The sequence below is a fragment of the Methanobrevibacter millerae genome, from assembly GCF_001477655.1.
Classification (GTDB): Archaea; Methanobacteriota; Methanobacteria; order Methanobacteriales; family Methanobacteriaceae; genus Methanocatella; species Methanocatella millerae_A.
On the sequence record NZ_CP011266.1, the window covers coordinates 129,400 to 155,401 of the forward strand.

At 35.6% G+C, this 26,002-nt stretch carries 5 protein-coding genes; all 5 read left to right on the forward strand.

The window, feature by feature from the left end; translation table 11 throughout:
* Positions 1–24: 24 nt before the first annotated feature.
* The 5 genes from SM9_RS00505 to SM9_RS00525 all read left to right on the forward strand — a co-directional run bounded on the left by SM9_RS00505 (position 25) and on the right by SM9_RS00525 (position 25,966).
* Complete coding sequence (locus SM9_RS00505; protein ID WP_058738277.1) at positions 25–3,210, forward strand: C1 family peptidase; 3,186 nt, start codon at positions 25–27, stop codon at positions 3,208–3,210.
* A gap of 112 nt (positions 3,211–3,322) precedes the next feature.
* The gene (locus SM9_RS00510; RefSeq protein WP_083495788.1) at positions 3,323–3,922 is read left to right on the forward strand and encodes a Mur ligase family protein; all 600 of its coding nucleotides are present in this window, start codon (positions 3,323–3,325) and stop codon (positions 3,920–3,922) included.
* A gap of 56 nt (positions 3,923–3,978) precedes the next feature.
* Positions 3,979–4,140 carry a winged helix-turn-helix domain-containing protein gene (locus SM9_RS00515; protein ID WP_232299139.1) on the forward strand — a complete coding sequence of 54 codons (162 nt, stop codon included), beginning with the start codon at positions 3,979–3,981 and terminating at the stop codon, positions 4,138–4,140.
* A gap of 116 nt (positions 4,141–4,256) precedes the next feature.
* Positions 4,257–4,973 (forward strand): transposase, encoded by a 717-nt coding sequence (locus SM9_RS11510; RefSeq protein WP_198144388.1) that lies wholly within the window; start codon positions 4,257–4,259, stop codon positions 4,971–4,973.
* A gap of 503 nt (positions 4,974–5,476) precedes the next feature.
* Positions 5,477–25,966, forward strand: coding sequence for an Ig-like domain repeat protein (locus tag SM9_RS00525; RefSeq protein ID WP_058738279.1), 20,490 nt, complete (start codon positions 5,477–5,479; stop codon positions 25,964–25,966).
* The last annotated feature ends 36 nt before the right edge of the window (positions 25,967–26,002 follow it).

Sequence of the window (26,002 nt, forward strand, 5' to 3'; positions counted from 1 at the left end):
ATAATTATGTAAAATGGTGATATATTGAAAAAGTTTTTTATACTACTTTTAATAGTACTCTTTTTTTCAGTTTCTGCTGTTGCGGCTGAGGGAAATTTTACCTCACTTCAAAGTGAAATTGAACAGAGTAGTGAAATGATTGAGATATCTCAGGACTACGTCTATGATGTTGATGTGGATTCAAATATCTCTGATGGAATATACGTTAACAAAAAGAATTTTGTAATAGAAGGTAACGGACACACAATTGATGCAAAAAACTACTCAAGAATTTTTCAATTTGCTGGAGACAATATTACATTAAGCAATTTAATTCTTACTAATGGTTTTGCTGAAAATGGTGGGGCTATTACTACAATCGCTCCGCTAACCTTGAACAATGTAACATTCATATCTAATAGGGCAACTGATTGTGGGGGTGCTATTTCAACGTTCCCTCAACTTGTCGTTAATAACTGTCTTTTTGATTCAAATTATGCTAAGAATGGTGCTGCAATTTCATCATTACTACAGTCTGTAATAATAATAGGCAGTACATTTCAAAATTTCAATGCTAATTATGCAATAGTGAATGTAAAGTCAGCAATTGTTGTCAATTCAACCTTTATGGATTCAAGTTCACAATATGCGACTGCAATTTATACTACTGGTGCTACTGTCTTGAATAATACTAATTTCATTAACTTGCATGCAAATAAAACGGCAGGTGCTGTAGGTTTAAAAAATTTCCAGCTATGTGTCATTGATAACTGTACATTTATAAACACTACAGCGGTTAAAAATGGTGGTGCTGTTTATTTGGACACTGAAAACTTTTTTGCGGATGATACTGCAGTGTTAGTAAACAATTCAAAATTCATCAACTCTTCAGGTGATTTTGGAGGAGCTTTTGTTCACTTGTCAGGTAACTTGTCTATTGAAAATTCCTTATTCTGGAATAATGTTGCAAAATATGCTGGAGGGGCAGTTTATGTTTCTGAGGCTCCTGTTGGAATTTCCAACACCACTTTTCTTAATAATAGGGTAAGCGAAAACTATACTCAAACAGGTGCTTTCCACTTGTATATGGGCGGGGCAGCTGTCAGTGATTTAAACTTTATTAATAATACTGGTGCAATATATGTAAAAGAGGCTATACTATATTTAAATGATTCATATTTCGATAATAATGGTTATGGAGTATATAGTGTCTATGACAATGACATCAAAATGAATAATAACATTTTTAAAAATTCTAATTATTCATTGAATAACACAGACTATATATATCATTTCGATAATGAAGACATGAATGTGGATTTGATAAATAATACCATAACTGTTGATAAACTTCCCAAATATTTCAACCTGAACGATTGGGGTTGGGTAAGTTCTATTAAGGACCAAGGTAGTATGGGTGCTTGCTGGGCATTTGGTATCACAGGATCTCTTGAATCAGCATTGCTTAAGGCAACTGGTGTTGAATATACTTTTTCAGTTAACAATATGAAAGATTTAATGCTTAAATATTCTTCTTTTGGATCATTGAGTGATGAGGGCGGTCTTGGATTTTTCGGTGTAGCTTATCTGCTTTCATGGTTGGGAGCATTTTCCGAGGAGTATGATACCTATGACGAATTGGGAAAATTATCTCCTATCATTTTTGATGTTGCTAAGTATCATGTTCATGATGTGGTAATTATTCCGCCAAGAAAAAACGTGACAGATAACAATTTACTTAAGAGAGCTATAATTGATTATGGTTCTTTAATTGTTGGTTACATGGCTCATGACTCATATCCTTATTATAATGGAACAAATGGTGCTCAATATTACAATGAAACTGGTGATGGAAACCATATGGTTTCTCTTGTTGGATGGGATGACAACTATTCTAAAAATAATTTCATAATAACTCCTCCAGGTGATGGGGCATGGATTATCAAAAACAGTTATGGTGAAAATCATGGTGTTAATGGTTATGATTATGTTTCTTATTATGATTTAACATTTTCATTCGGCAACCCTGCATACGCGTTTATCATATCAGAATCCAAAAACTACACTGGAATTTATCAAACAGATTATGGAGCATTTTTTTATATAAATACTACAAATCAAACGGTATCTTATAAAAATAATTATGATAATTCATCCAATGAGTTAATCAGTGCCATTGGTACATTTTTCAGAAATGCTAACCAAAATTATACATTTGAAATCTATGTCAATGACAATTTGAAGTTAACTCAAAATGGAACAAGTTATTATGCAGGATATCATACTATTGATTTGCAAAAAGAAATCCCATTAAAGAATGGAGATAACTTTACTGTTGTAATGACAACTGATTCCCTACCGTTACTTAATCAATCTAGGATAAAATTCCAACATGGTCGTTCATATGTTAAATATGGTGATGAATGGGAAGATTTATCTTTAAAAAATGCAACTGTTTCCCTTAAGGTCTATACAAAAGGATTTGATCTTTATACTGAAGATTTGGTTAAAATCTATAAGAACGATTCTAAATTTGAAGCAAATATTGGTGTAGCTAATGAAACCGTAACATTTAAAGTTAATGGAGTTAATTATAATAGGACATCTGATGAAAAGGGTGTTGCTAGAATATCTATTAACTTAAACCCTGGAAATTACACCATTAAAACAATTTTCAATGGAACAACTGTGGAAAACACAATCACAGTTTTACCTACATTAATCGCAAATAATTTAGTAAAATACTTTAGAAACGATTCACAGTTCTATGTTTCATTGATTGACGGTGAAGGAAAACCTGTTTCAAATGTAAATATTACAATGAATATTAATGGAGTATTATATAATAGAACAACTAACGAAAATGGGACTGCTAGATTAAACATAAACTTAAATCCTGGTGTTTACATATTGACTGCAATCGATTATTTAACTGGTCTTCAAATGTCTTATAACATCACTGTTTTGCCAGTTTTAACTGCTGAGGATTTAAACATGGTCTATAAGGATGGTTCCACATTCAACGCTACTCTTGTTGATGGTCAGGGCAATCCATTATTTGGTGTTGATTTAACGTTCAATATCAACGGTGTGTTCTATAATCGTACAACTGATGAAAATGGGGTTGCTAAATTAAATATCAATTTAATGGCGGGTGAATATATAATAACTTCACAATATGGCCAAGCAATGCTATCAAACAAAATTACTATTGCTGCAAAAGAGGAATAAACTCCTCTTCTCTTTCATTTTTTTTAAACTTAAATATAACTAAATATTATAACCTTTAAATTTAAGAAATCATATATACTATATTGAGATAAATTTTAAGGATTGTTTTTTCATGAATTATTTAGTTGTTGGTGCAGGAAATGCAAGTAGGCCTGTTGCAAGATTGCTTAATCATTTGGGACATAATGTAATTATAACTGATTTAAAAGAAATCACTGCTTTTAAAAGTGATGTTCAACGTATTTTACTTCAAATGGAAGGTGAAGGTATTACTTTGGATTTGGGAAATCAAAATCCGTCTTTGGATGGTATTGAAGCTGTTTATGCTCCACCCACACTTCCTGATTCCGCCCCAATCGCTAAATTAATAAAAGAATATGATGTTGATGTATTGACTAATGAAAAATTCTCAAAAATTGTCAATGACTTAATACCTGTCAATATAATTGGTATAACTGGTACTATGGGTAAGAAAACAACTACTTTTATCACAACCAGTCTTTTCAAACAGGCAGGATATAATGTATGGTCATGTTCTTCACTTGTCAATAATCTTGTTTCTGAAGCCATTATTGATGGAATAGTTAAAGGAAAAGCTGATGATTGTGATATAGCTATTTTTGAACTTCCTCACGGTACTATTGGCCTTTTAAATAGTTTGAATATTAAAATTGGTCTTTTAACTAATATTGCGGAAGACCATCAAAATTAACTTATGACCAGCTAATTGAATTGGATAAAATTATAGAAGAAACACCAAATATGTCAATGAAGGACGTACATTTAATTGTTAATAAAAAATTCGATGTAGATTATAGTTTAAAGCAAATAGGAAAAATTGTAAAGAAATTAGGATACAATTATAGCAAAGCATATCCCAAATTTTCAAAATCACCAGAAGATGCAGAAGAACAGTTAAAAAAAACTTAAAAGAACACAACGTAACAACTAACGATATTATAGTCTTATTTGATGAAGCATCTTTCCAAAATGAACCATATACACAAAAATCACTATATAAACGAGGAACAAAACATACACAAATAGTGAATCCTTACAAATTCAAAATCAACGCCACAGGATCATTAACAATTAATGGAAACTCGACCATCACAATAACAAATTCCTCAACTGCTCCAGAAATTACAATAGCACTATTAGAATTAAGATGTGCAAATACAAATAATAAAAATACAATAAAAATATTAAATAAAATAATACAAGAAGTTAATTTAACAGATGAAGAAATAGACGAACATTTAATGAAAAACAATGAAAATAATGAAGTTTTTGCAGAAAAAATTTTTAAAACACTTGAAAAATATAAAGATAATATGACCTCAACAATTGTTAGAATTATTGGAAAACACTGCAATCGTGAATCATTAAACAATGTTAAAAAAAGAAGAGAAATAAGAAGAAAAATTACACTAAACCTCTTAAATAAAGAAAATATAATAAGTAAAATGCAAACCGAACAAAGGTTATGCTTGATTCTTGATAATTATAGCGTTCGCAAATCTGCTTTTATCAAAAAAATAGCATTACACATAAATATTACATTAATCTATCTCCCACCATACTCTCCACACTTAAACCCAATCGAACAAATTTGGAGACAAATGAAAAGAGAAATAAAACATTATTATCTAAAATCAAAAGAATTTTTGGAAGATCTAACCATAAAGACTTATACCAAATCGATTTTAGATACAAAAGTTTATGATAAATGGTTCGAAACATATATACCAAAAGTTTGGTAATTAACTATATTTTTTGTTTTTTTAAAAAGATTAATTGTATACAATAGATTTTTTTCAATTCTACTAATAAAATTTTAATTATTTAAATTTTTATTTTCAAGCGAATTATTTTTTTATTTTATGAACATGTCTTTTAAACATTTTTTTAGAATTAATTTTCTATTTTTAGATTTCATTTTAGTATTTATCAATTGTTTTCAAATTTTTTTATTTTAAAATTTCTTTCGTTTATTTAATTTTATTGTATAATGTTTTTTTATTATGTTCTTTTTTTCTATATATAAATTTATACATTTTTTATTTTAATTGTATGTTTATTGTTTAGAAATGTATTGTTATTTGGACTTTTGTTTAGTCTAATTTTTATTTTCTGAAATGATTTTAATTTAGCTTTAATCATTAAAAAGTAAAACATTTATATGTTTTTTAACAAATTTAACTTCGGAACATTCGTTCTTTTATTTTTAATAAAGTTATACAATAGAAAAAATGGGGGATAAAAAATGAACATAAAGCAGATATTATTTTTCTTTTGCTTGTTCATGGTGTTTATTTCTGCAATGTCCTTAGCATGTGCTACAGATGAGGTTGCAGACTCAACAGTTTCCATATCTGGTGATGACACACTAATTGCTCAAGCAACAGATACACATGAGAGTGTCCTGACAGATGATTCAGGATCATTTACGCAACTGGATGATAAAATCCAGAATATGCCGGTGAACGGATCTATAAAATTAGATAAAAATTACACATACTCTACTGGAGAACGTGTGGGTATCGATGGTATAGTAATAAATAAAGACATTACCATTGACGGAGATGGCCACACAATTGACGGTGCTAATCTAGCATCAATATTCCAGATTACGGATAATGCAAATGTTGTTTTAAAAAATATTGTATTTGCAAATGCTCGCGGTACTAACGGTTCCGCAGTTATCGTATCTTCCAGTGAGAATGTTGAAATTATTAACTCTCAATTTATTAACAATTCTGCTTTAAATGGTGGTGCAATTTATTTTGCATCTGCCGATACTTCTTCCATAACCTCAAATTTAAAAATTGTAGGCTCAACTTTTGTTAATAATAGGGCTGTAAATGGTGGTGCATTTTACGTAAGCGGTGATTTATTCAATGTCACCTCATCTACTTTTAACCACAACATTGCCACAAATGATGGGGGATCGATATACTCGGATGCCGGTGGACACATCGAAGGCAACGTATTCGAATATGAAACCGCAGGCCGTGATGGTGGTACAATGTATCTAAATAGTAAACTTGATTCATCATCGGTTGACCCAAGCGTACTTAATAACTTAGGTCTATTTAATAATATAATGTCTTACTGTAGTGCAGGCCGTGATGGTGGTGCTGGTTTCTTTAATGCTACTCATGGTACTATTAGGAATACAACATTCAGTAGTAGTACTGCTAAATGTAATGGTGGTGGAGCAGTATGGTTATGTACAAATAGTAGTATAGTTAGTACTACTGTATTCAACAATACTGCATGTAATGATGGTGGAGGTATATATCTGTATCCTCCTCAACTATCATCTATGTATGATTCTGCAGTTGTAATTATGTATTCTAATTTTGCTAATAATACTGCAAATCATGATGGTGGTGCTTTATATTGTGGTGGTCTATTCAGTGTTATACTTAACTCCACTTTCGCTCATGATAAGGCATATGATGGTGCTGGTATATACTTAGATGTTGGTGCAGCTATTAATCATTGTATATTTGATGGTGAAAATGCTATTAATGATGGTGGTGCTATTTATCTCAATGCAAGTAATACTATTATTTCCGGTTTTAGTCCATATATGCAGTTGATTATTGATAATGTGGGTGTAAGGCATTCTGTGATTTCTAATTGTATTGCTGGTCATGATGGTGGTGCCGGTTATGTATTTGGTAACCGCGGTGTAGTGGAAAATCTTACCATGATTAACAATACTGCTGGTCATGATGGTGGTGCAGGTTATGTTGTTGGAAACTACGGACAGCTATTCGACAGTCTCTTCATTAATAACACTGCTGCCAATGATGGGGGAGCATTGTTATGGGAAGGAGTAAACGGTACCATTAAGAATATTACTGTTGTTAATAATAAAGCAACCAACAATGGTGGAGGAATAGCTTTAGATGCTGCTTCTTCACAGGGAACCACTTCTATTTCTAACTCTTCATTTAAAGCAAACACTGCGGATTATGGTGGTGCAATTTATTGTGCTAACATGTTTACAAATATATTGGATTCAAACTTTGCCCATGATGAAGCTTATTATGGTGGAGGTATCTACCTGGATTATGGGGCTTATATTCATAATTCCACACTCTTTAATGAAAGTGCTGTATATGACGGTGGAGGTATATATCTTAACTCTTCAAACACTAAATTAGACTCAAGTATTTTACAACAGTTATTGCTTGACAATAAAGTTGGGGTAATTGACTCATTTATTCTCAACTGTACTGCTGGCCGTGATGGTGGTGCTGGTTATGTATATGGTGACTATGGTATTGTAAATAATTTAACCATGATTAATAATTTTGCCGGTCGTGGTGGCGGTGCTGGTTATGTATATGGTGACTATGGCCGTTTGTACAATTCAACCATGATTAATAACCGGGCAGGTGATGATGGTGGTGCACTGTTCTGGCAAGGTAACGGTGGTACTGTTTTTAATTTAACCTGTAAGGTTAACTATGCAGGTGATGCTGGTGGTTCAATATTTATTTTCGGGTCTGACTTATCTTTCACAGACTCCAGTTTCACTTTGTCAAATGCTTCAGACTATGGTGGAGCAATTTATATTTATGGTGATAATGTTTTAATTAATAATTCTTTATTTGAGAAATGTGCTGTTAATGCTTATGATGGTGGTGCTGTTTATGCTTCAGGTTCAAATACAACTATTTCTAAATGTAATTTTATAATGAATAGGGTTAACATCATGAATGGAGGTCGCGGCGGTTCTATTAATCTGCAGGGCAATGGTGCTAAGATTTTAGATTGTATTTTTGAGAGATGTACTGCTTATGAGGGTGGTGTTGTTTACATTAACGGTACTAATGCCGTTCTAGATAATTTATCATGCATTTACAGTTTCGCTACTAATGGTGGAGCATTTTATCTGAATGGTAATAATGCTACTATTTTCAATACTAAAGTTTCATTCAATAATGCTACTGATTATGGTGGTGCTATTTATGTTGCCGGTGACTTTGCTTTAATTGATAATTCTAACTTTACAAAATGTATTGTTTATCAGTATGATGGCGGTGCTATTTATGCTGAAGGTTTAAATGCTACGATTTTAAATTCATACTTCGGGGAAAATAGGGTCATTGGTAATAAAGCTCGTGGTGGATCTATGTTTATTCAAGGTGATTATTTGAGCCTTGAAGGATGTACTTTTAACAGGTGTACTTCTTATGAAGGTGGAGTTATATATATTAACGGTTCTAATGCAAGAATTGAAGATTCTTCAAATACTTTCAGTTTAGCGCAGTCTGGTAGTGCAATTTATGTTGCAGGTAATAATGTAACTATTTGCCACTTCAACTCTTCTTATGCTAACTCTACATTAAAAGGAGGATCTATTTACATTGAGGGTAATGATTCCAATATATTTAATTCTAACTTTTTACGTGTTCATTCACTTTTAGGTGGAGCCATTTATATTTCCGGCGATAATGCGATTGTTAATGAATCAACATTTAATTATTGTATGGGTAATGGTACATATGAAGGTGGAGTTGGTGGAGCCGGTGGTTCTATTTATGTTGAAGGTGAAGATGCAACAATTTCAGGCTCTCAATTTAAATTTTCATCAGCTGCAAACTATGGTGGAGCAATTTATGTAGATGGAGCTAATGTAAATATTTATGGAACTTCATATGATACTTGTAGTGCAAATGCATATAATGGTGGCGCTATCTATGTTAAAGGTTTAAATGCTACAATTTCTGATTCAAACTTCACAAGAAACAGAGTTAATGTTTCTAACTTTGCCCGTGGTGGATCTATCGATGTATTCGGTGATGATGCTAAAATTTTAGGATGTATGTTCGATTACTGTATAGCTTACGATGGTGGTATTATTTATGTAAACGGTAATAATGCTATTATTGATAATTCTACACTTACTTACAGTTCTGCGGTTAATGACGGTGGTGCTATTTATATTGCAGGTAGTGATGCTACTATTTCTAATTCTACTTTGAATTTCAATAATGCTACCAGTTATGGTGGTGCAATCTTTGTCGATGGTGCTAATGCCTGTCTTGATGGTGATGTTTTCGAATATTGTTCTTCTGATAGGTTAAATGGTGGTGCTGTTTATGTTAAAGGTGTAAATACCACCATTTCCAATTCTAACTTTAGTAAAAACAGAGTCAATGTTTCTAACTTTGCCCGTGGTGGATCTGTTTATGTTGCGGGTAGTGATGCTGAAATACTTAACTCCACTTTCGATTACTGTATAGCTTATGACGGTGCTGTTCTTTATATTGATGGTGCTAATGCCCATATTGACGGTTCTGAATTTACTCACAGTTCTGCTGTTAATGATGGTGGTGCGATTTACGTTGCGGGTAGTGATGCTACTATTTCCAATTCTGTCTTGAATTTCAATAATGCTACGAATTTTGGTGGTGCAATCTTTGTCGATGGTGCTAATGCCCATCTTGACGGTGATGTTTTCGCAAACTGTTCCTCTGATAGGTTAAATGGTGGTGCTGTTTATGTTAAAGGTGTAAATACCACCATTTCCAATTCTAACTTTACTAGAAACAGAGTTAATATAGCCAATTTCGCTCTCGGTGGTGCTGTTTATGTTGCAGGTAGTGATGCAAAACTATTCAATACTTCATTTGAAATGTGTATCGCGTATAATGGTGCAGTACTCTATCTTGATGGAGATGATGCTGTCATTGATGGATCTACTTTTATGTATTCTTCCGCTTTTGATGATGGTGGTGCAATTTATGTTGCAGGTAACAACGCTGTAATTTCAAACTCTACATTCACTCTTAACAATGCAACGCAAAATGGTGGTGCTGTTTATGTTGCAGGTAACAACGCTAATATTGATGGAACCACATTCTTTAAATGTTCCACAATTAACATGAACGGTGGTGCTGTTTATGTTGCTGGTTTAAATACCACCATTTCTAATTCAAACTTTACTAAAAACTCCGCTAACGGTACTAATGCCCGTGGAGGTTCCCTTGAAATTCAAGGTAGCGGTACTAAAGTTTTAGGCACAACATTTGATCAGTGTATTGCATATGAAGGTGGTGCAATTTATGTAAATGGTACTGATGCGATTATTGACGATTCTTCATTCACTCGCTGTGCTGCCAGAATTAATGGTGGTGCCATTTATGTTGCAGGTAATAATGCAATTATTTCAGGTTCTGAATTTGAATATAATAACGGTACTGATTACGGCGGATCAATTTACATTGAAGGAGACAATACTTTAATAATAGGCGACCATTTCGAAAGATGTTCAGTTATCAACCGCTATGGTGGTGCTCTTTATGTTGCCGGTTTAAACACTACTATTGCCCATTCCAACTTTACTTTGAACTCCGCTAACGGTACTGAAGCCCGTGGTGGATCCATTGATATTCAAGGGGATGACACTACTATTTCATGCTGTAACTTCATGAAATGTGTTGCATATGAGGGCGGTGCAATTTATGTTAACGGTACTAATGCGGTAATTGATAATTCTACAGTAACATTCAGTTTAGCTTATGCCAATGGTGGTGCTGTTTATGTTGCTGGTGAAAATGCAACCATTTCAAACTCACAAATGACTTTAAATAATGCTACTGACTATGGTGGAGCAGTTTATGTTTCAGGAAGCAGTGCACTCATTAATAATACTGCATTCACTATGTGTGCTGCCCAAAATAAACACGGTGGTGCAATCTTTGTTGCCGGTTTAAACACTACCATTTCATATTCCAACTTCACTCAAAACTCAGCAAACGGTACAGGTGCTCATGGAGGAGCAATCGATGTAAGTGGTAATGACACTACAATTTATAAATGTATTTTCGATAGATGTAGTGCTTATGATGGAGGAACACTTTACATTTATGGTGAATGTACTGTAATTGATGGCATGGACTTTAAACGCAGTATTGCACTCCATGATGGTGGTACAATCTATATTTTAGGTCATGATGTAACCATATCAAATACCAGTTTCGCATATACTAACGCTTCCCATAATGGTGGAGCAGTTTATGTGGCAGGAAACAATTCCAATATTGTTAATTCATCATTCACTATCTGTATTGCTAAGAATGGCGGTGATGGTGGAGCTATCTATATTGCCGGTACTAATGCTACTGTTGAAGCTTCCAGATTCAATACCACTCAATCTGCTCAAGGTAAAGGTGGTGCTATATTTATTGCTGGTGACAATGCTACTGTTGTTGATTCTACTTTGGTTTTAGCTAATTCCACTTCCGGTGGATTTATGTATATTGAGGGTGATAATGTCAAGGTTCTTAATTCCAGCATGATGTTTTCATATTCCAACATTGTTCCTAACGCTACCGGTTTAGGTCGGGGTGGTGCTATATTTATTGCAGGTGATAATGCGGTTATTTCTGCAGACTTTAAATTTACTAATGCTACTGGATCTAATGGTAAACCTGGTAATGGTGGAGCTCTATTTATTGCCGGTACTAATGCTACTGTCATCAATTCCACTTTCTTCACAACTATCGCTAAGAATTGTGGTGACGGTGGTGCTATTTACATTGAAGGTATTGATGCTACTGTAAAAGAATCCTATTTCGATACTACCCAGTCCGCCCTTGGCCGTGGTGGTGCTATTTATGTTAATGGTTATAATGCAAATGTTTTAAATTCCACATTCATCAGAGCCAATTCCACTGCCGGTGGTTTCATTTATATTGAAGGTGCTCGTGCTGATGTTTTAGACTCTAGTTTCATGTTCTCATCTTCCAATATTATCGAAAACGGTACTGGTGATGGTAATGGTGGTGCGATTTATATTGCAGGTGACGATGCGGTAGTTTCAGGTGACTTTAGATTTATCAATGCTACAGGTGGAAAAGGAATTCCTGGTCACGGTGGTTCAATCTATGTAGCAGGTAATAATGCAAACATCACAGATTCAACTTTCTTCGGTACACATGCAAGAAATTACGGTTTCGGTGGTGCAATCTATGTTACCGGTAACAATACTTACATGAACAACGATACATTTGACAATGGATTTGCATACAAGGCAGGAGCAGTTTACATTACAGGTAGTGATGCTACAATCAACATGTCCAACTTTGTTTCAAATAATTGTATGGATGACGGTGGAGCACTATATATTACTGGAGAATATGTTAAAGTAATCAATTCCAATTTCACCCGTAACACTGCTGGTGATGACGGAGGTGCAATCTACTGGGAGGGTAATGACGGATTAATGGAAAACATCACCTGTGATGATAACAAGGCAATCAGTTCTACAGGTTCCTCAAACGGTGGTACAATCTGTCTTACAGGTAATAATACCAATGTTACCAAATCCACTTTCACAAAAACTTACGCTTTCATTTCTGGAGGAGCAATATTTGCTACAGGTAATAACATTACTATTTCCGATTCAGCATTTTCAGACTGTAACGTTTCACTGGATGTGGAAGAAACCAACAAGACCTACGCTAATGGTGGAGGAGCACTTTACGTTTTAGGTAGTGACACAAATGTTTTAAACTGTACCTTTGAAAATTCCAATGGAAGACAGGGTGGAGCAGTTTATGTTCAAGGAAATGATGCCATACTCGACATGTTAATCTTCGATTCAAATTATGCTAGTGATGACGGTGCTGCTTTATATGTGGCAGGTCAAAACGGTAAACTGTACAATTCCAACTTCACAAACAACATTGCCGGAGACGATGGTGGTGCAATCTACTGGACAGGTAACGGCGGTGACATATATAACATTACCTGTTTCGATAACCATGCAATAAGTACTACAGGTTCATCCAATGGTGGTACGCTCTGTATTATAGGTAGTAACTTAAACCTTAACGCATCCAGTTTCGAACAAACTCATGCATTAATTGCAGGTGGAGCTATATTCATTACAGGTAATTACGTAAACATTACAGACTCTTCATTTAAAAACTGTAATGTGGCCATGGATATTGAAGATACAGGTAAAAACTATGCAAATGGTGGAGGTTCCATTTATGTATTTGGTAACTACACCAATCTCTTGAACTGTAAATTTGAAGACACACATGGCCGTGAAGGTGGAGCTATTTATGTTCAAGGAAATGACGCTGTAATAGATGAATTGAATTCAACAGACACTTATGCGAAAGAGGGTGGATCAATTTATGTTGCAGGCGTAAATGCAAAATTATTAAACTCCAATTTAACATACAGCCATGCAAATGATGGTGGAGCAGTATATGTAAGGGGAGATAACACACTCATTGATTCCAGTTTATTTACCCACAACAATGTCAGTTTAGCTCCTGATTCATTAGGTAGTGGTGGTGCAATCTATGTAAGAGGTGCAAGCACAAACATTACACATTCCACTTTCTTGGATTCAACCGCTTACGGTGGAGACGGTGGTTCAGTATATATAGGTGGTTATAACACCAATATTGAATATTCTGAATTCCAACACTCCAGAGCCAATGAAGGTGAAGGTGGAGCTATTTTCGTTGCAGGTAACCTGGCACATGTCCATGATTCATTGTTCAATGACACCCAAGCTGGTGACGGTGGTGCTATCTATATCGGAGGATTCAGAACAGGAGAAGACGCAAAAATCCTCAACTGTATCATTACAAACAGTCAAAGTAAAGATGATGGTGGTGCAATTTACGTTGCAGGTGCAAATGCATTGATTTCCGTTGATGTTTCAGACAGTAAATCTTTAGGTTTAAAAGATACCACAGGTTATGGTGGTGCAATTTACGTTGGAGGAGGCGATGCTAACATTACCCAATCCACATTCAACAACTGTAGTGCAGGAGCTGATGCATCCGGAGGTGCAATTTATGTTGAAGGAGACTATGCAAACATCGAGAAATCCAAATTCCACAATACCTATGCAAATGATGGTGAACTGGCTTCAGGTGGAGCAATTGCTATTGAAGGAAACATGGCAATTGTAAGTGAGTCCGAATTCACAGAATGTTTCGCATCCAATGGTGGAGTGCTGTTTGTTGAAGGACGTAGAGCTGAACTTCGTGATTCCAATGTCACTGACTGTTATGCATACGGCTATGGTGGAGCAATTTATATCTTATATGGTGAAAAAACAGTTGTTGACGGTTCTGTTTTCGATAACTGTACTTCCATCAATAAAGAAGGTGGATCAATAGTAATCAACGGTGACTACACGATTATTTCAAATTCCAATTTCACAGACTGTAACGCTTCTTCCGCAGAAGGACTCGGAGGAGCTATTTATATTGAAGGTGAAGAAACTACAATTCAAAATGCAATATTCAATGAATGTATAAGTGTAGACGGCGGTGCAGTCTTTATCCAAGGTAACGATGTGCACATTTCCGATTCTGCATTTGTAGCAAATAAATTAAAAGATTACACTGATGATGATAATTATGGTGGAGCTATTTACATAAATGGTGAAAGAACAATCATTTCAACTTCAACATTTGAAGACCACTCCGCATATACAGGAGGATCCATTTACATCAATGGTACTGATACGACCATATTGGATTCCAATATCACAAAATCCACTGCAGATTACGGTGGTGCAGTCTTTATCCAAGGTATTAACGCTAAAATTGAAGGCGGTAACATATCCTACTGTACCTGTACCTATGACGGTGGAGCAATCTATGTGAACGGTACAAATGCCCACATTTCAGCTGACTTCGCATACTGTAACGCAAGTTCTGCTGACACTCCTGACATTATAGGTAACGGTGGAGCTATTTATGTAAACGGTACTGATACAAACGTTTATGATTCCACTTTCCTAAATTGTATCGCAATGAATGACGGTAATGGTGGAGCTATTTATATTGAAGGTGTAAACACATTAGTCCAAACCTCTAAATTCCAAAATACCTGGACCAGCGACAATGCTGAGGGCGGTGCGATTTATATTTATGGTGCTAATGCTACTGTGGCTGTTTCAGAGTTCATTACCACTCATTCCAAAGAGGGTGGTGCGATTTATATTTACGGTCCTAATGCTACTGTGGATAAATCCAAATTTGTTGATTCTCATGCGGCATTTGGTGGTGCAATTTATATTGAAGGTATAAATACAACGGTTACTGATTCCGGCTTTATCAATACCAATGTCGGTCAGGTCTGTGAATGGGGCGATGCTCACTATGGTGATCCAACTGGATATGTAGCTCCTGTTGAAGGTGATGGTGGAGCTATTTATATTTACGGTCCTAATGCTTATATTGAAAATGCTACAATTGATGTAAGTCATGCTACTCGAAATGGTGGTGCTATTTATGTAGAAGGATCTGATGCAACAATATCTGCAACCATTCGTGGTTCTTATGCTGGTGTGCTAGAAACGTCATCTAATTTCAATGTAAATGAACTAACATCTGACGTGGCCATAATAAATAATTATTATAATGAAATGTTGTCATTCTATAATTGGGGTGTTGGATTATATAGTGCTGATCTTTCTACTATCAAAAATAGTGCAAACAATGCGAAATCTAATAATAGGGTAGATAATATATTCACAAATAGGGCATTTAATCAGAATAATTATAATGTTGTTTTAGGTTATGTGCTAGAAATCAATTCAACATTGTCTAGTTTAAATGAATCAGCTCCATTAATATACGATTCATTGATTGGTTATTATGATAATATAAATAGAAGTTTAGATGAGATTAATGCTAATAAAGATTACAATGCATTCAATAGCCATATAAAAAATGATATTAAGAATAACTTGACTGCTATTGTTAACTTTGTAGACTATTGCACTAACTTTAATAATGATTTGAAGAATTGTTATAATAATGCTTTAAAAGATTTACTTAGGTATAATAATTATAATACTGTAAATAATAAACTTAATAGTCTTAAAGACTATTCCAGTAAATTTAACACTTACATAGTTTATTTAAATAGTTATAATTCTGCATTTGATGAACTTTTACCACTAAATGAAGGATTTGGTGCACAGGTAAATCTCGTGCAGACTAAGGCCAGTATGGTATATGACCCTGGAATGAAAGGTGAAGGCGGTGCAATTTATGTTGCAGGAGTCAATACGTTTATTCACGATTCTGACATATCCGATACTCATGCATACACTGACGGTGACGGTGGTGCAATTTATGTAACTGGTACTAATACATCTGTTATTAATTCCAATTTCACAAATACGATTGCAGATCATGTCGGTGGTGCAGCTTACATTGCAGGACACAATACTTACATCACTGGTGATTCATTCTATAACTCCAAGTCAAAAGGAACTGGAAATACTGACGGTGGTGGAGCAATGTATATTGTAGGAGATGGAACCTATGTTTCAGATTCCAACTTCACGTTATCAGATTCCAGCAGATATGGTGGAGCAATATATATTGCAGGTAAAAACACTGATATTCTCACATCAAACTTCATACAGAACCATGCTGCATCTCCTGGTGGTGCAGTATATATCCAACAAGGTTTAGGTTTAAACACTACTGTAGATAAGTGTTACTTCTTTGACAATAGTGCTGGAACTTCCGCTGGTGCATTACACGTTTCAGGTACAAACACTACCGTAAACAACACGGTTTTCCTAAAAAATCATGGTGTATCTCAGGGTGGAGCTATTTATATTGATGGTATAAATGCGACTGTGCAATACTCCAATTTAACTGAAAATACTGCATCTACTCACGGTGGAGCTATCTACTGGAAAGGTGGACATGGTGGAGATTCAATTGTCGGATGTATCATCTTCAATAACAGTGCTACTTCCTATGATAGTGCTTTAGGTGGTGGTGTCTACTGGGATATTGGTACTCAGGTTACTCCTGGTGGTTTGGTAAAAGACACAATTTTCGACAGTAACTATGCTGGAAAACACGGTGGAGGTATGGACTGGCACCGTACTGTTAACAGTACAATGGATAACTGTACTTTCATTAATAATATCGCTGGTAAAGACGGCGGTGGTTTCTACTGCGGTGATACTGGTCAATTTGATGTAAGTACAAATCTTACTATAATCAATACTAAATTCAGTAATAACACAGCTAATTATGCTGGTGGAGGATTATCTCTTCAAATGAGAGATTCACAGTTAATAAACTGTACCTTTGAAAATAATATAGCATATTTCGGCGGATCCCTTGTTATTAAAGATACAAAAACTACAAATAACCAAATCATTAACTGTACTTTCATCAATTCCACTGCAAGTACTGTTTTAATTAATTCTACCGTTCAAGCGATTATAGACAATTTCAATAATGTTGAAGAATTCTGTAAAGGTAAAGGTGGTGCAATATTTACTAGGGATAATCTTGTTTCAGTTATAGGTTGTACTTTCATCAACTGTACCGGTAAAGAAGGAGGAGCAGTCTTCTGGGACGGCGGTGACAATTATCAAAGAGATAATCCTTCTAGACATACTGGTGTCATGGGTGATGATGGAATAATTAGAGATTCAACATTCATTGGAAACAATGCTACTCTTGGTGGTGCTATCTGCTGGACAAGTCCTAATGGTGTCGTAACTGACTCCACATTCATTGGAAACAATGCTACTTTAGGTGGTGCTGTCTACTGGAAAGGTGGAGTTGAATATATCGAATATAAATGGAATTATGTGAATACATTTGCAGTCCACGGTAATAACGGTAAAGTTACTAATTCTGAATTCATCGAAAACACTGCAACAAACGGTGGAGCTATCTATTGGGCTGGTGAAAACGGTAATGTATCCAATTCAAAATTCACAGATAATTACGCTGAAAAAGGTGGTGCTATCTATTGGACAAATATTACTCAAAATGCAACTTATCCTCCTACCAGAGCTACAACATACACTAAAATCGCAACTACAGGTAATAACGGTATTGTAGAGAATTCCACATTCTTCGCCAACAAGGCCAATTATGAAACCGGTTTGGGTGGAGCTATTTACTGGAACACCTCTTCAAGCAATATTACTGATACCACATTCTTGAACAACACTGCAAGTAAAGGTGGAGCTATCTACTGGGTAAATGGTACTAAAATTGACAATTCAACTTTCAGATTCAACAAGGCACATACAGGTTCTGCAATATATGAGGATGCATCCATGAAAGAAATGGATATCATCGATTCATCATTCCTCGAAAACAGGGCAGATTCCAATACGTTTGAACAGTTTAAAATCACTGATGTAAATGGCGGTGTCCGTGTAAGCGCATATTACAGAGGTAATGATAACATTATCAATGGAATGTGGAATGACGGCGGTGAAGTATACTTCACTAATGTAACCTACCTCGGTATTAATGCTAATGAAGTTAATACCGGCTCTCAACGTGTAACTCCTGAAAAAATCAATGATATACCTACTGATTCTAATAAGTTCTATCAGTCAGATTATGAGGTAGGTCAAATTATTAGAATAAGCGTCTATGACCAAAACGGTCTGGTTGCTGAAGACATTAAATTAACAGGATTTGACAGTTATGTTGAAGGATTCTATTCTGGACTTACTGCAGAACATACTAAAGTCAAAATAGAACACCCTGCCGATGATTATTACACATATCTCGGTGACCGTGATGGTGCTCAGTTAGTATACATATTAATTGATACTGAAGACATTTACTGTCTTGATGATGAAATAATCAATATTACTGTAGTTCCTCAAAACAAATCAGAAACAAGAGCTCCTACAGGAAACATTACAATTAAAGTCATTGGAAACAACGGAAAAACATATGAAGCTAATATAACATTAACTGTTGTGGATGGTACAAATTCATCTGTTGCACAGTTCAACGCTACTTTATGTCCAACCGGCATATATTCAGTTGAAGTATTCTATCACGGAGATGATGTTTTCTTCCCTCAAGACAATTCATCTTCATTTAGAGTATTTGAAATTGATCCGACAATCATTATTGAGACTGAAAACATTAGAGTCGGCGAAATGGAAATAATCAATATTACGGTAGACCCAACCAAGAAGGTAACGGGCACTGTATCAGTATATATCGACAGTGTCTATATAGGTGACTTGCCTCTTGTAAACGGAACCATACAAATCAGAGACAGCACATTCCCTGTTGGAGTCCATAATGTAATCGGAATCTATAACGGTGATGAGCACTTCAAGCTCGTACGTAATACATCCAGTTTCGTTGTTTCAAAATATGACCCTTACTTTGTAATTGAAGGAAGAACAATATTTGTCGACGATCAGGAATATCTTGAAATATTCATTTCAAATAAAACAGAAAGCGGATTGGTACATATTCCTACCGGATTTGTCTATCTTGTAGTTGAAGGCGAACAATATTATATTAACCTGACTACTCAAAAAGGCATTCTTCTTCCGATTTCAACCGAAGCAGGTGTATATCACGTATGGGGTAATTACTCCGGTGACGGTTTCTGGAACAGCGCAGTAAATACAACTGATTTCCTTGTCCTAAAACATAATATAACATTGAATGTCACAGATGTTGTCAAAGTTTACGGTGGAGAAGAAAAAATCAATGTGACATTTGAATATGATGACGTAACCGGAAATGTAACAATCAGAATTATGGACAAAACACAAGTCATAAAAGAATTTAAAGATGTTCCAATCGTTAAAGGTAATGCAACTGTTGAAATATCCGGTTTAAATCCTGGAAATTACACCATTGATGTGGTATATCTTGGTGACAGAAAATATTATGGAAATACCACTTCCGGAAACCTCACGGTTAAAAAAGGAAAAATCCCAATGATTATTGTACCTCACAATATTATCTTCGGTGAAAAAGAAAATATTATGGTATATGCGAATACTACCGGAGGGGTAGATATTTATATTAATGGTACTAAGATTGGAGACGATTATTTCACACGTGGAGAAGCGGAATCATCCAAATCCGGATTGGCACCTGGCATCTATAATGCTAGTGCATACTTCCGCGGAAATGACTATTATGAACCTGGATGGGTAAGCGCTCCTTTCATAGTATATAAATTAAACAGAACTGTTGATTTATCTGTTGAAGATATTATTTATGGAATGGATGAGAATTTAAGAGTATTTGTAAATGCAAGCGGTAATGTAACCATTTGGGTAAACGGAACTAATAAAACAATCGTTCTTGAAGTTGAACAATTCGGACTTATCGATAAGGGTTCAGCTAAATGGGTTCTTGAAGGATTGGATGTAGGCACATATCCTGTTGAAGTATGGTATAACGGTAATGAATTCTATAATCCGGCATACACTTGGGGCGTATTCCAGGTCATTCCGGTAAATACTACTTTAACTGTTGATGTCCATGACATCTATATATGGGATAATGAAAGCATAAGCGTCACGGTTAAAGACGCAGCCGGCAGTGTCATTACAGACGCTCCTGGAAACATCACTATAACTATCGAGGGCGCAACCTACAGTCAAAAACTCAATAATGGTGTTGCCAGATTTGTCATTCCTAATTTAACCATTGGTACTAAGAATGTTTGGGCATTCTATGACGGTGATAAAAACCATAACGGAAACAGATCTCTTGCATCATTTAAAGTAATGCCAAGAGTTCCTGTCGTAAACGTCACTGCTCAAAACATTACTGTCGGTGAAGTGGAACCGCTCCATGTTGAAATCCCTGCAAACGCAACAGGATTTGTAATCATAACCGGCAACTTCACAGAAAACGGAATTTACGTATCCAAATTTATAGGCGGCAAGGCTGACATTCCAGTCTATGATTTAGCTAGCGGAACTTACAGCGTACATATTAAATATTATGGTGGAGGCAATGACAACTACACCGTAGCTGAAGCAGATACTGTATTTAAAGTATCTGGAGAAGACACTCCTATCCGCATTGATGTTAAAGATATCTACTACAGACAAACGGCCAACATTACTGTAAGTGTCAATGACGGCGTAGACGGATTAATCACTATTAAAGTCGTCAACGGAAGCGGAATCATTAGAGAAATTACCTTGCCAATATCAAACGGCAAAGTTAACCTGCTGGTTGACAACTTGGCTGTTGACAATTACACAGTTTATGCAGATTACTTAGGAAATAATAAATATCATGCAAACAGCACCAGTAAAGTATTCAAAGTCATGAAGATTGCTCCTGTAATCACTATCGATTCTGTAGAGACAAATTCAATTAGAAATGCTACTGTTGTTGTTCACATCACTCCGGGAACTACCGGAAATGTAACGATTACTGTTAATAATAAGAAATACAACGGCACTATTGAAAATGGTGTTGTAAGAATTGTCATTGATCAATTGAATTCAGGCAATTACACAGTTGATGCATATTATGCAGGTGACAGAAACTTCACTGAAGCATCAGCTAATAAAGACAATGCAGTAAATATCTTCAGATACTCATGCTATGTCATGAATGTCACCGCTGAAGACACTAAAGTTGATTTAAATACTACAATCATTGTAAATGTTCCTTGTGATGCTGTTGGAAAAGTGGCAATCTATATTAATAATTCATTCGCAGGTTATGCTACTATTGAAAACGGTGTTGCTAAGTTAAATGTAACCAAATCAATATACGGCAAATATGTTGTCAATGCAACATTTATGGATGACAAATATGCCAACAAGACCGTAACTACCAATTATCATGTATTCAAATGGGAAACTCCAATGATTATCAATGTCACTGACATTTACGTTGGAGATGTTGCAACCATCGTTGTAAGCGTTCCTGCAAACATTACTGATAACGTGACAATTGAAATAGCAGGTAAGAAATATTCCGCTAAAGTAATCAATGGAAACGCTACATTTAAGGTAGCTAACCTGACTTGCGGCAATAAGACTGTCACTGCAATATATGCGGGCAACTACAAATACCTGTTCAATGCAACTACAAATAACTTCACAGTTTACAAACGTCCATCTACCGTAGTTGTAAACACTACTGACATTAATGTGGGTGACGTTGCAATAATTAACGTGACAGTTCCTCAAAATGCAACCGGTTATGTTGTAATCAGCGTAAATGGAACCAACTACACAGTAAATGTAACTGACGGTAAAGGATCAATTCCGGTCAGCGGATTGCCTTATGGTACTTATGATATTAATGTGACCTACATTGGCGATGAGCAATACTTGCCAAACACCAATTCAACTACATTGAAAGTATCCAAAGTTCCTTCAAACATTACTGTTGCAGTAAATAACATTACTGTCGGTGATGTAGCTATTATTAACATGACTGTTCCTAAGGATGCTACCGGAAACATAACAGTTAAAGTAAACAGCACTGTTGTAGTCGTTGGAATCGTTAACGGAACTGCTCAAGCTATTGTTCCATACCTTAAAGTTGGAAACTACACTGTTGATGTAACTTACAATGGTGACGGCAAATATCTCTCAAGCGTAAACGCTACTAAATTAACTGTAAACAAAGCTTCCAGTGATATTACTGTTGTTGATCAAGGTAACGGTACTGTTGTTGTTATTGTTCCTGGTAATGCTACCGGTAACGTGACTATTATTGTTGAAAATCAAACATTTAACGGTACTGTGATTAACGGTACTGCTATTATTAACTTAACTAATGTAACTCTTGGTGAGCACAACATTACTGTGATTTACTCAGGTGATGAAAACCATACCAGTGAAATTATCAACGCTACAGTTACTATTCCTAAACTTATTACTCCGATTAAAGTTGATGTAACTAATATTTATGTCGGTGATGTTGCTAAGATTAATGTAACCGTTCCTGTCAATGCTACAGATAAGATTAGAATTGAAATTGACGGTAAAGAGTACTTTGCAACTATTGTTGATGGTGTTGCAAGATTTGTGATTGAAAACTTGACTGCGGGTGTTAAAACTGTTGCTGTAAGTTATGATGGTGATGATAATTACACTGCTAACTTCACAACCGCTAACTTCACAGTCTTTAAACATACTCCTGTGGTTACTGTTAACACTACTGACATTATTGTCGGTGAGACTGTTGTAATTAATGTTATTGCTCCTGTTGATGTAACTAGACAGGTTATTGTTAATGTTAATGGTGTTGATTATGCTGTTAATATGACTAATGGTGTCGGTCAGTTAAATGTCACTGGTCTTGACAATGGTTCATATGATGTGACTGTCAGATATCTCGGTGATGACAAGTATCTTGGTGCTGATAATGCGACTGGCTTTAAAGTATCTAAATTGCCTTCAACTGTTTCAACCAAAGCTGATAACATTACTGTTGGTGAAAAGGCAATCATTGAAATAACTGTTATTGATGATGCTACTGGTATCGTTACAGTTACTGTTGGCGGTAAGGATTACAATGTTTCTGTTGCTGACGGTAAAGGTATTCTTGTTGTTCCTGGTCTTAAAGTCGGCAATTACACTGTTGATGTCAAGTATCTCGGTGACAGAAAATACGAATCAAGCACAAACGCTACTAAATTCACTGTCAATAAGATTAAATCTGATGATATCACTGTTGTTGATCAAGGTAATGGTACTGTTGTTGTCGTTGTTCCTGGTAATGCTACTGGAAACGTTACAATCGTTGTTGAAAATCAAACATTCACAGGTCCTGTAGTTAACGGCACTGTAATTATCAATTTAACAAATGTAACTCCTGGTGAGCACAACATTACCGTAATTTACTCTGGTGATGAAAACCATACAAGCGAAATAATCAATACTACAGTTACAATTCCTGTACGCGTCACTCCGATTAAAGTAGATGTAGCTGACATTTATGTTGGAGATGTTGCTAAGATTAATGTAACCGTTCCTGGCGATGCAACAGGTAAGATAAGAATCGAGATTGATGGTAAAGAATACTATGCAGAAATTGAAAACGGTGTTGCAAGATTTGAAGTTGAAAACCTAACTGCCGGTCCAAAAACGGTCGCAGTATCATACGTGGGTGATGAAAACTATGAAGCCAAATTCGCAACCGCAAACTTCACAGTATTCAAACGCAATTCATTCGTAAGCGCTGAAATTGAAAGCATCATCGTTGGTGAAAACGTGATCGTCAAAGTCAAAGTTCCAACCGATGCAACCGGTCAAGTCTTGGTTGACGTCGACGGCGTATCACAATACTATGTGAATGTAACCAACGGCGAAGGATTTGTTACAATACCTTACATCCCAAGCGGCAAATACAATGTCAACTTAACCTACATCGGTGACGATAAATACTTGCCAAGCGCAAATGTCTCTTTATTCGATGTAAACAAGGTCAAACCATTTGTAATTCCAATCGCACATGACATCATCGTCGGCGAAAACGAAGTCATCAAATTGATTGTCCCTGTTGACGCCACCGGAAATGTGACAGTCATAATTGACGGTGAAGAATTTGTCTTTGACTTGAATGAAGGTACAATAGGCGCATACTATAGCGAAGGTGAAAAATACATTGTGGCAATAAGCGGCGGTAATGGTGAATTGGTAATTCAAGGATTGCCTGTCGGCGAATATGTCGTAAGCGTAAGATATAATGGTGATTACAAGTACACATATGCTGACAATACAACCACTTTCAAAGTGACCAGCAAGGACACTGACATAAAAGTATATGATCTGGGCAACGGAACAGTTTTAGTAATCGTTCCTGAAAATGCTACTGGTAACGTTACAATTGAAGTTGAAAATCAGACATTTACCGCACCTGTGGTTAACGGTACTGCTATTGTTGACTTGACCAATGTAACTCCTGGAAAACATAATATTACTGTAATCTATTCCGGTGATGAAAATAATAATCCGACCACCGAAAACGCAACCGTAAATATTCCTGGAAACTATATTCCAATAGACGTCAGCGTACATGACATTTATGTTGGAGATACCGAAGTTGTAGTTGTAACTCTTCCTGAGGACGCTACCGGTACAGTCACTATCGAAATCAACGCCAAAGAGTATACTGCTCCTGTTGTAGATGGAAAAGCAATATTCTATGTTGACGGATTGGCATTCGGTAATAAGACAGTTGCCGTAAAATACAGCGGTGATGATAAGTGCAGGGATAATTTCACAACCGGTCAGTTCAGAGTCATTAAACGTCCTACTACCATAACTGCAACTGCTCAAGACATCTATGTTGGATTTGATGAAGTAATCAACGCCCATGTTCTTCCTGATGATGCAACCGGAAAAGTATTGGTTGACATCGGCGGCGTGGGATACTACGCAACCATTGAAAACGGTGTTGTATACGTTATAATTCCGGAACTTCCAAGCGGAGAATGCACTGCAAGGGTAACTTATGAAGGTGATGACAAATACTTGCCAAGCGTAACTACCGTTAAATTCACCGTATCAAAACTCAAGACCCCTATCAATGCTGCAGGGGATGAAATTGAAGAAGGTGAAGAGGCAACCGTTGTTGTAAGGGTTCCTGAAGATGCAACAGGTACTATAACAATTACTGTCAATGGTGAAAAATACACAAAAGAGGTAGAAAACGGTAAGGTAGTATTCGTAATTCCTGGATTGGTTAAAGGGGACTGGGACGTACAGGCTGAATATTCCGGTGACAAGAAATACGAAGCAAATGATACAATTACAGATATCCTTGTATACCGCAATGATCCTTCAGGCAATGAAACCCATAACGATACAGAAGGCGGAGAAAGTGCACGTGCAGTAAGTGAAGGAATTGCATTGTCCAAATATCCTACAGGAAATCCAATTTTAATGATATTATTAATATTAATTGCACTTGGTGCAGGCCAAGCAAGAAGATTTAAAAGATAATCTTTCCAATTAATATTTTTTCTAATTTTTTATTTT

Excerpts from the sequence above, each read along its gene's own strand:
- SM9_RS00525 (WP_058738279.1), top strand. The coding sequence starts at position 5,477 with ATGAACATAAAGCAGATATTATTTTTCTTTTGCTTGTTCATGGTGTTT.
- SM9_RS00515 (WP_232299139.1), top strand. The coding sequence starts at position 3,979 with ATGAAGGACGTACATTTAATTGTTAATAAAAAATTCGATGTAGATTAT.
- SM9_RS00510 (WP_083495788.1), top strand. The coding sequence starts at position 3,323 with ATGAATTATTTAGTTGTTGGTGCAGGAAATGCAAGTAGGCCTGTTGCA.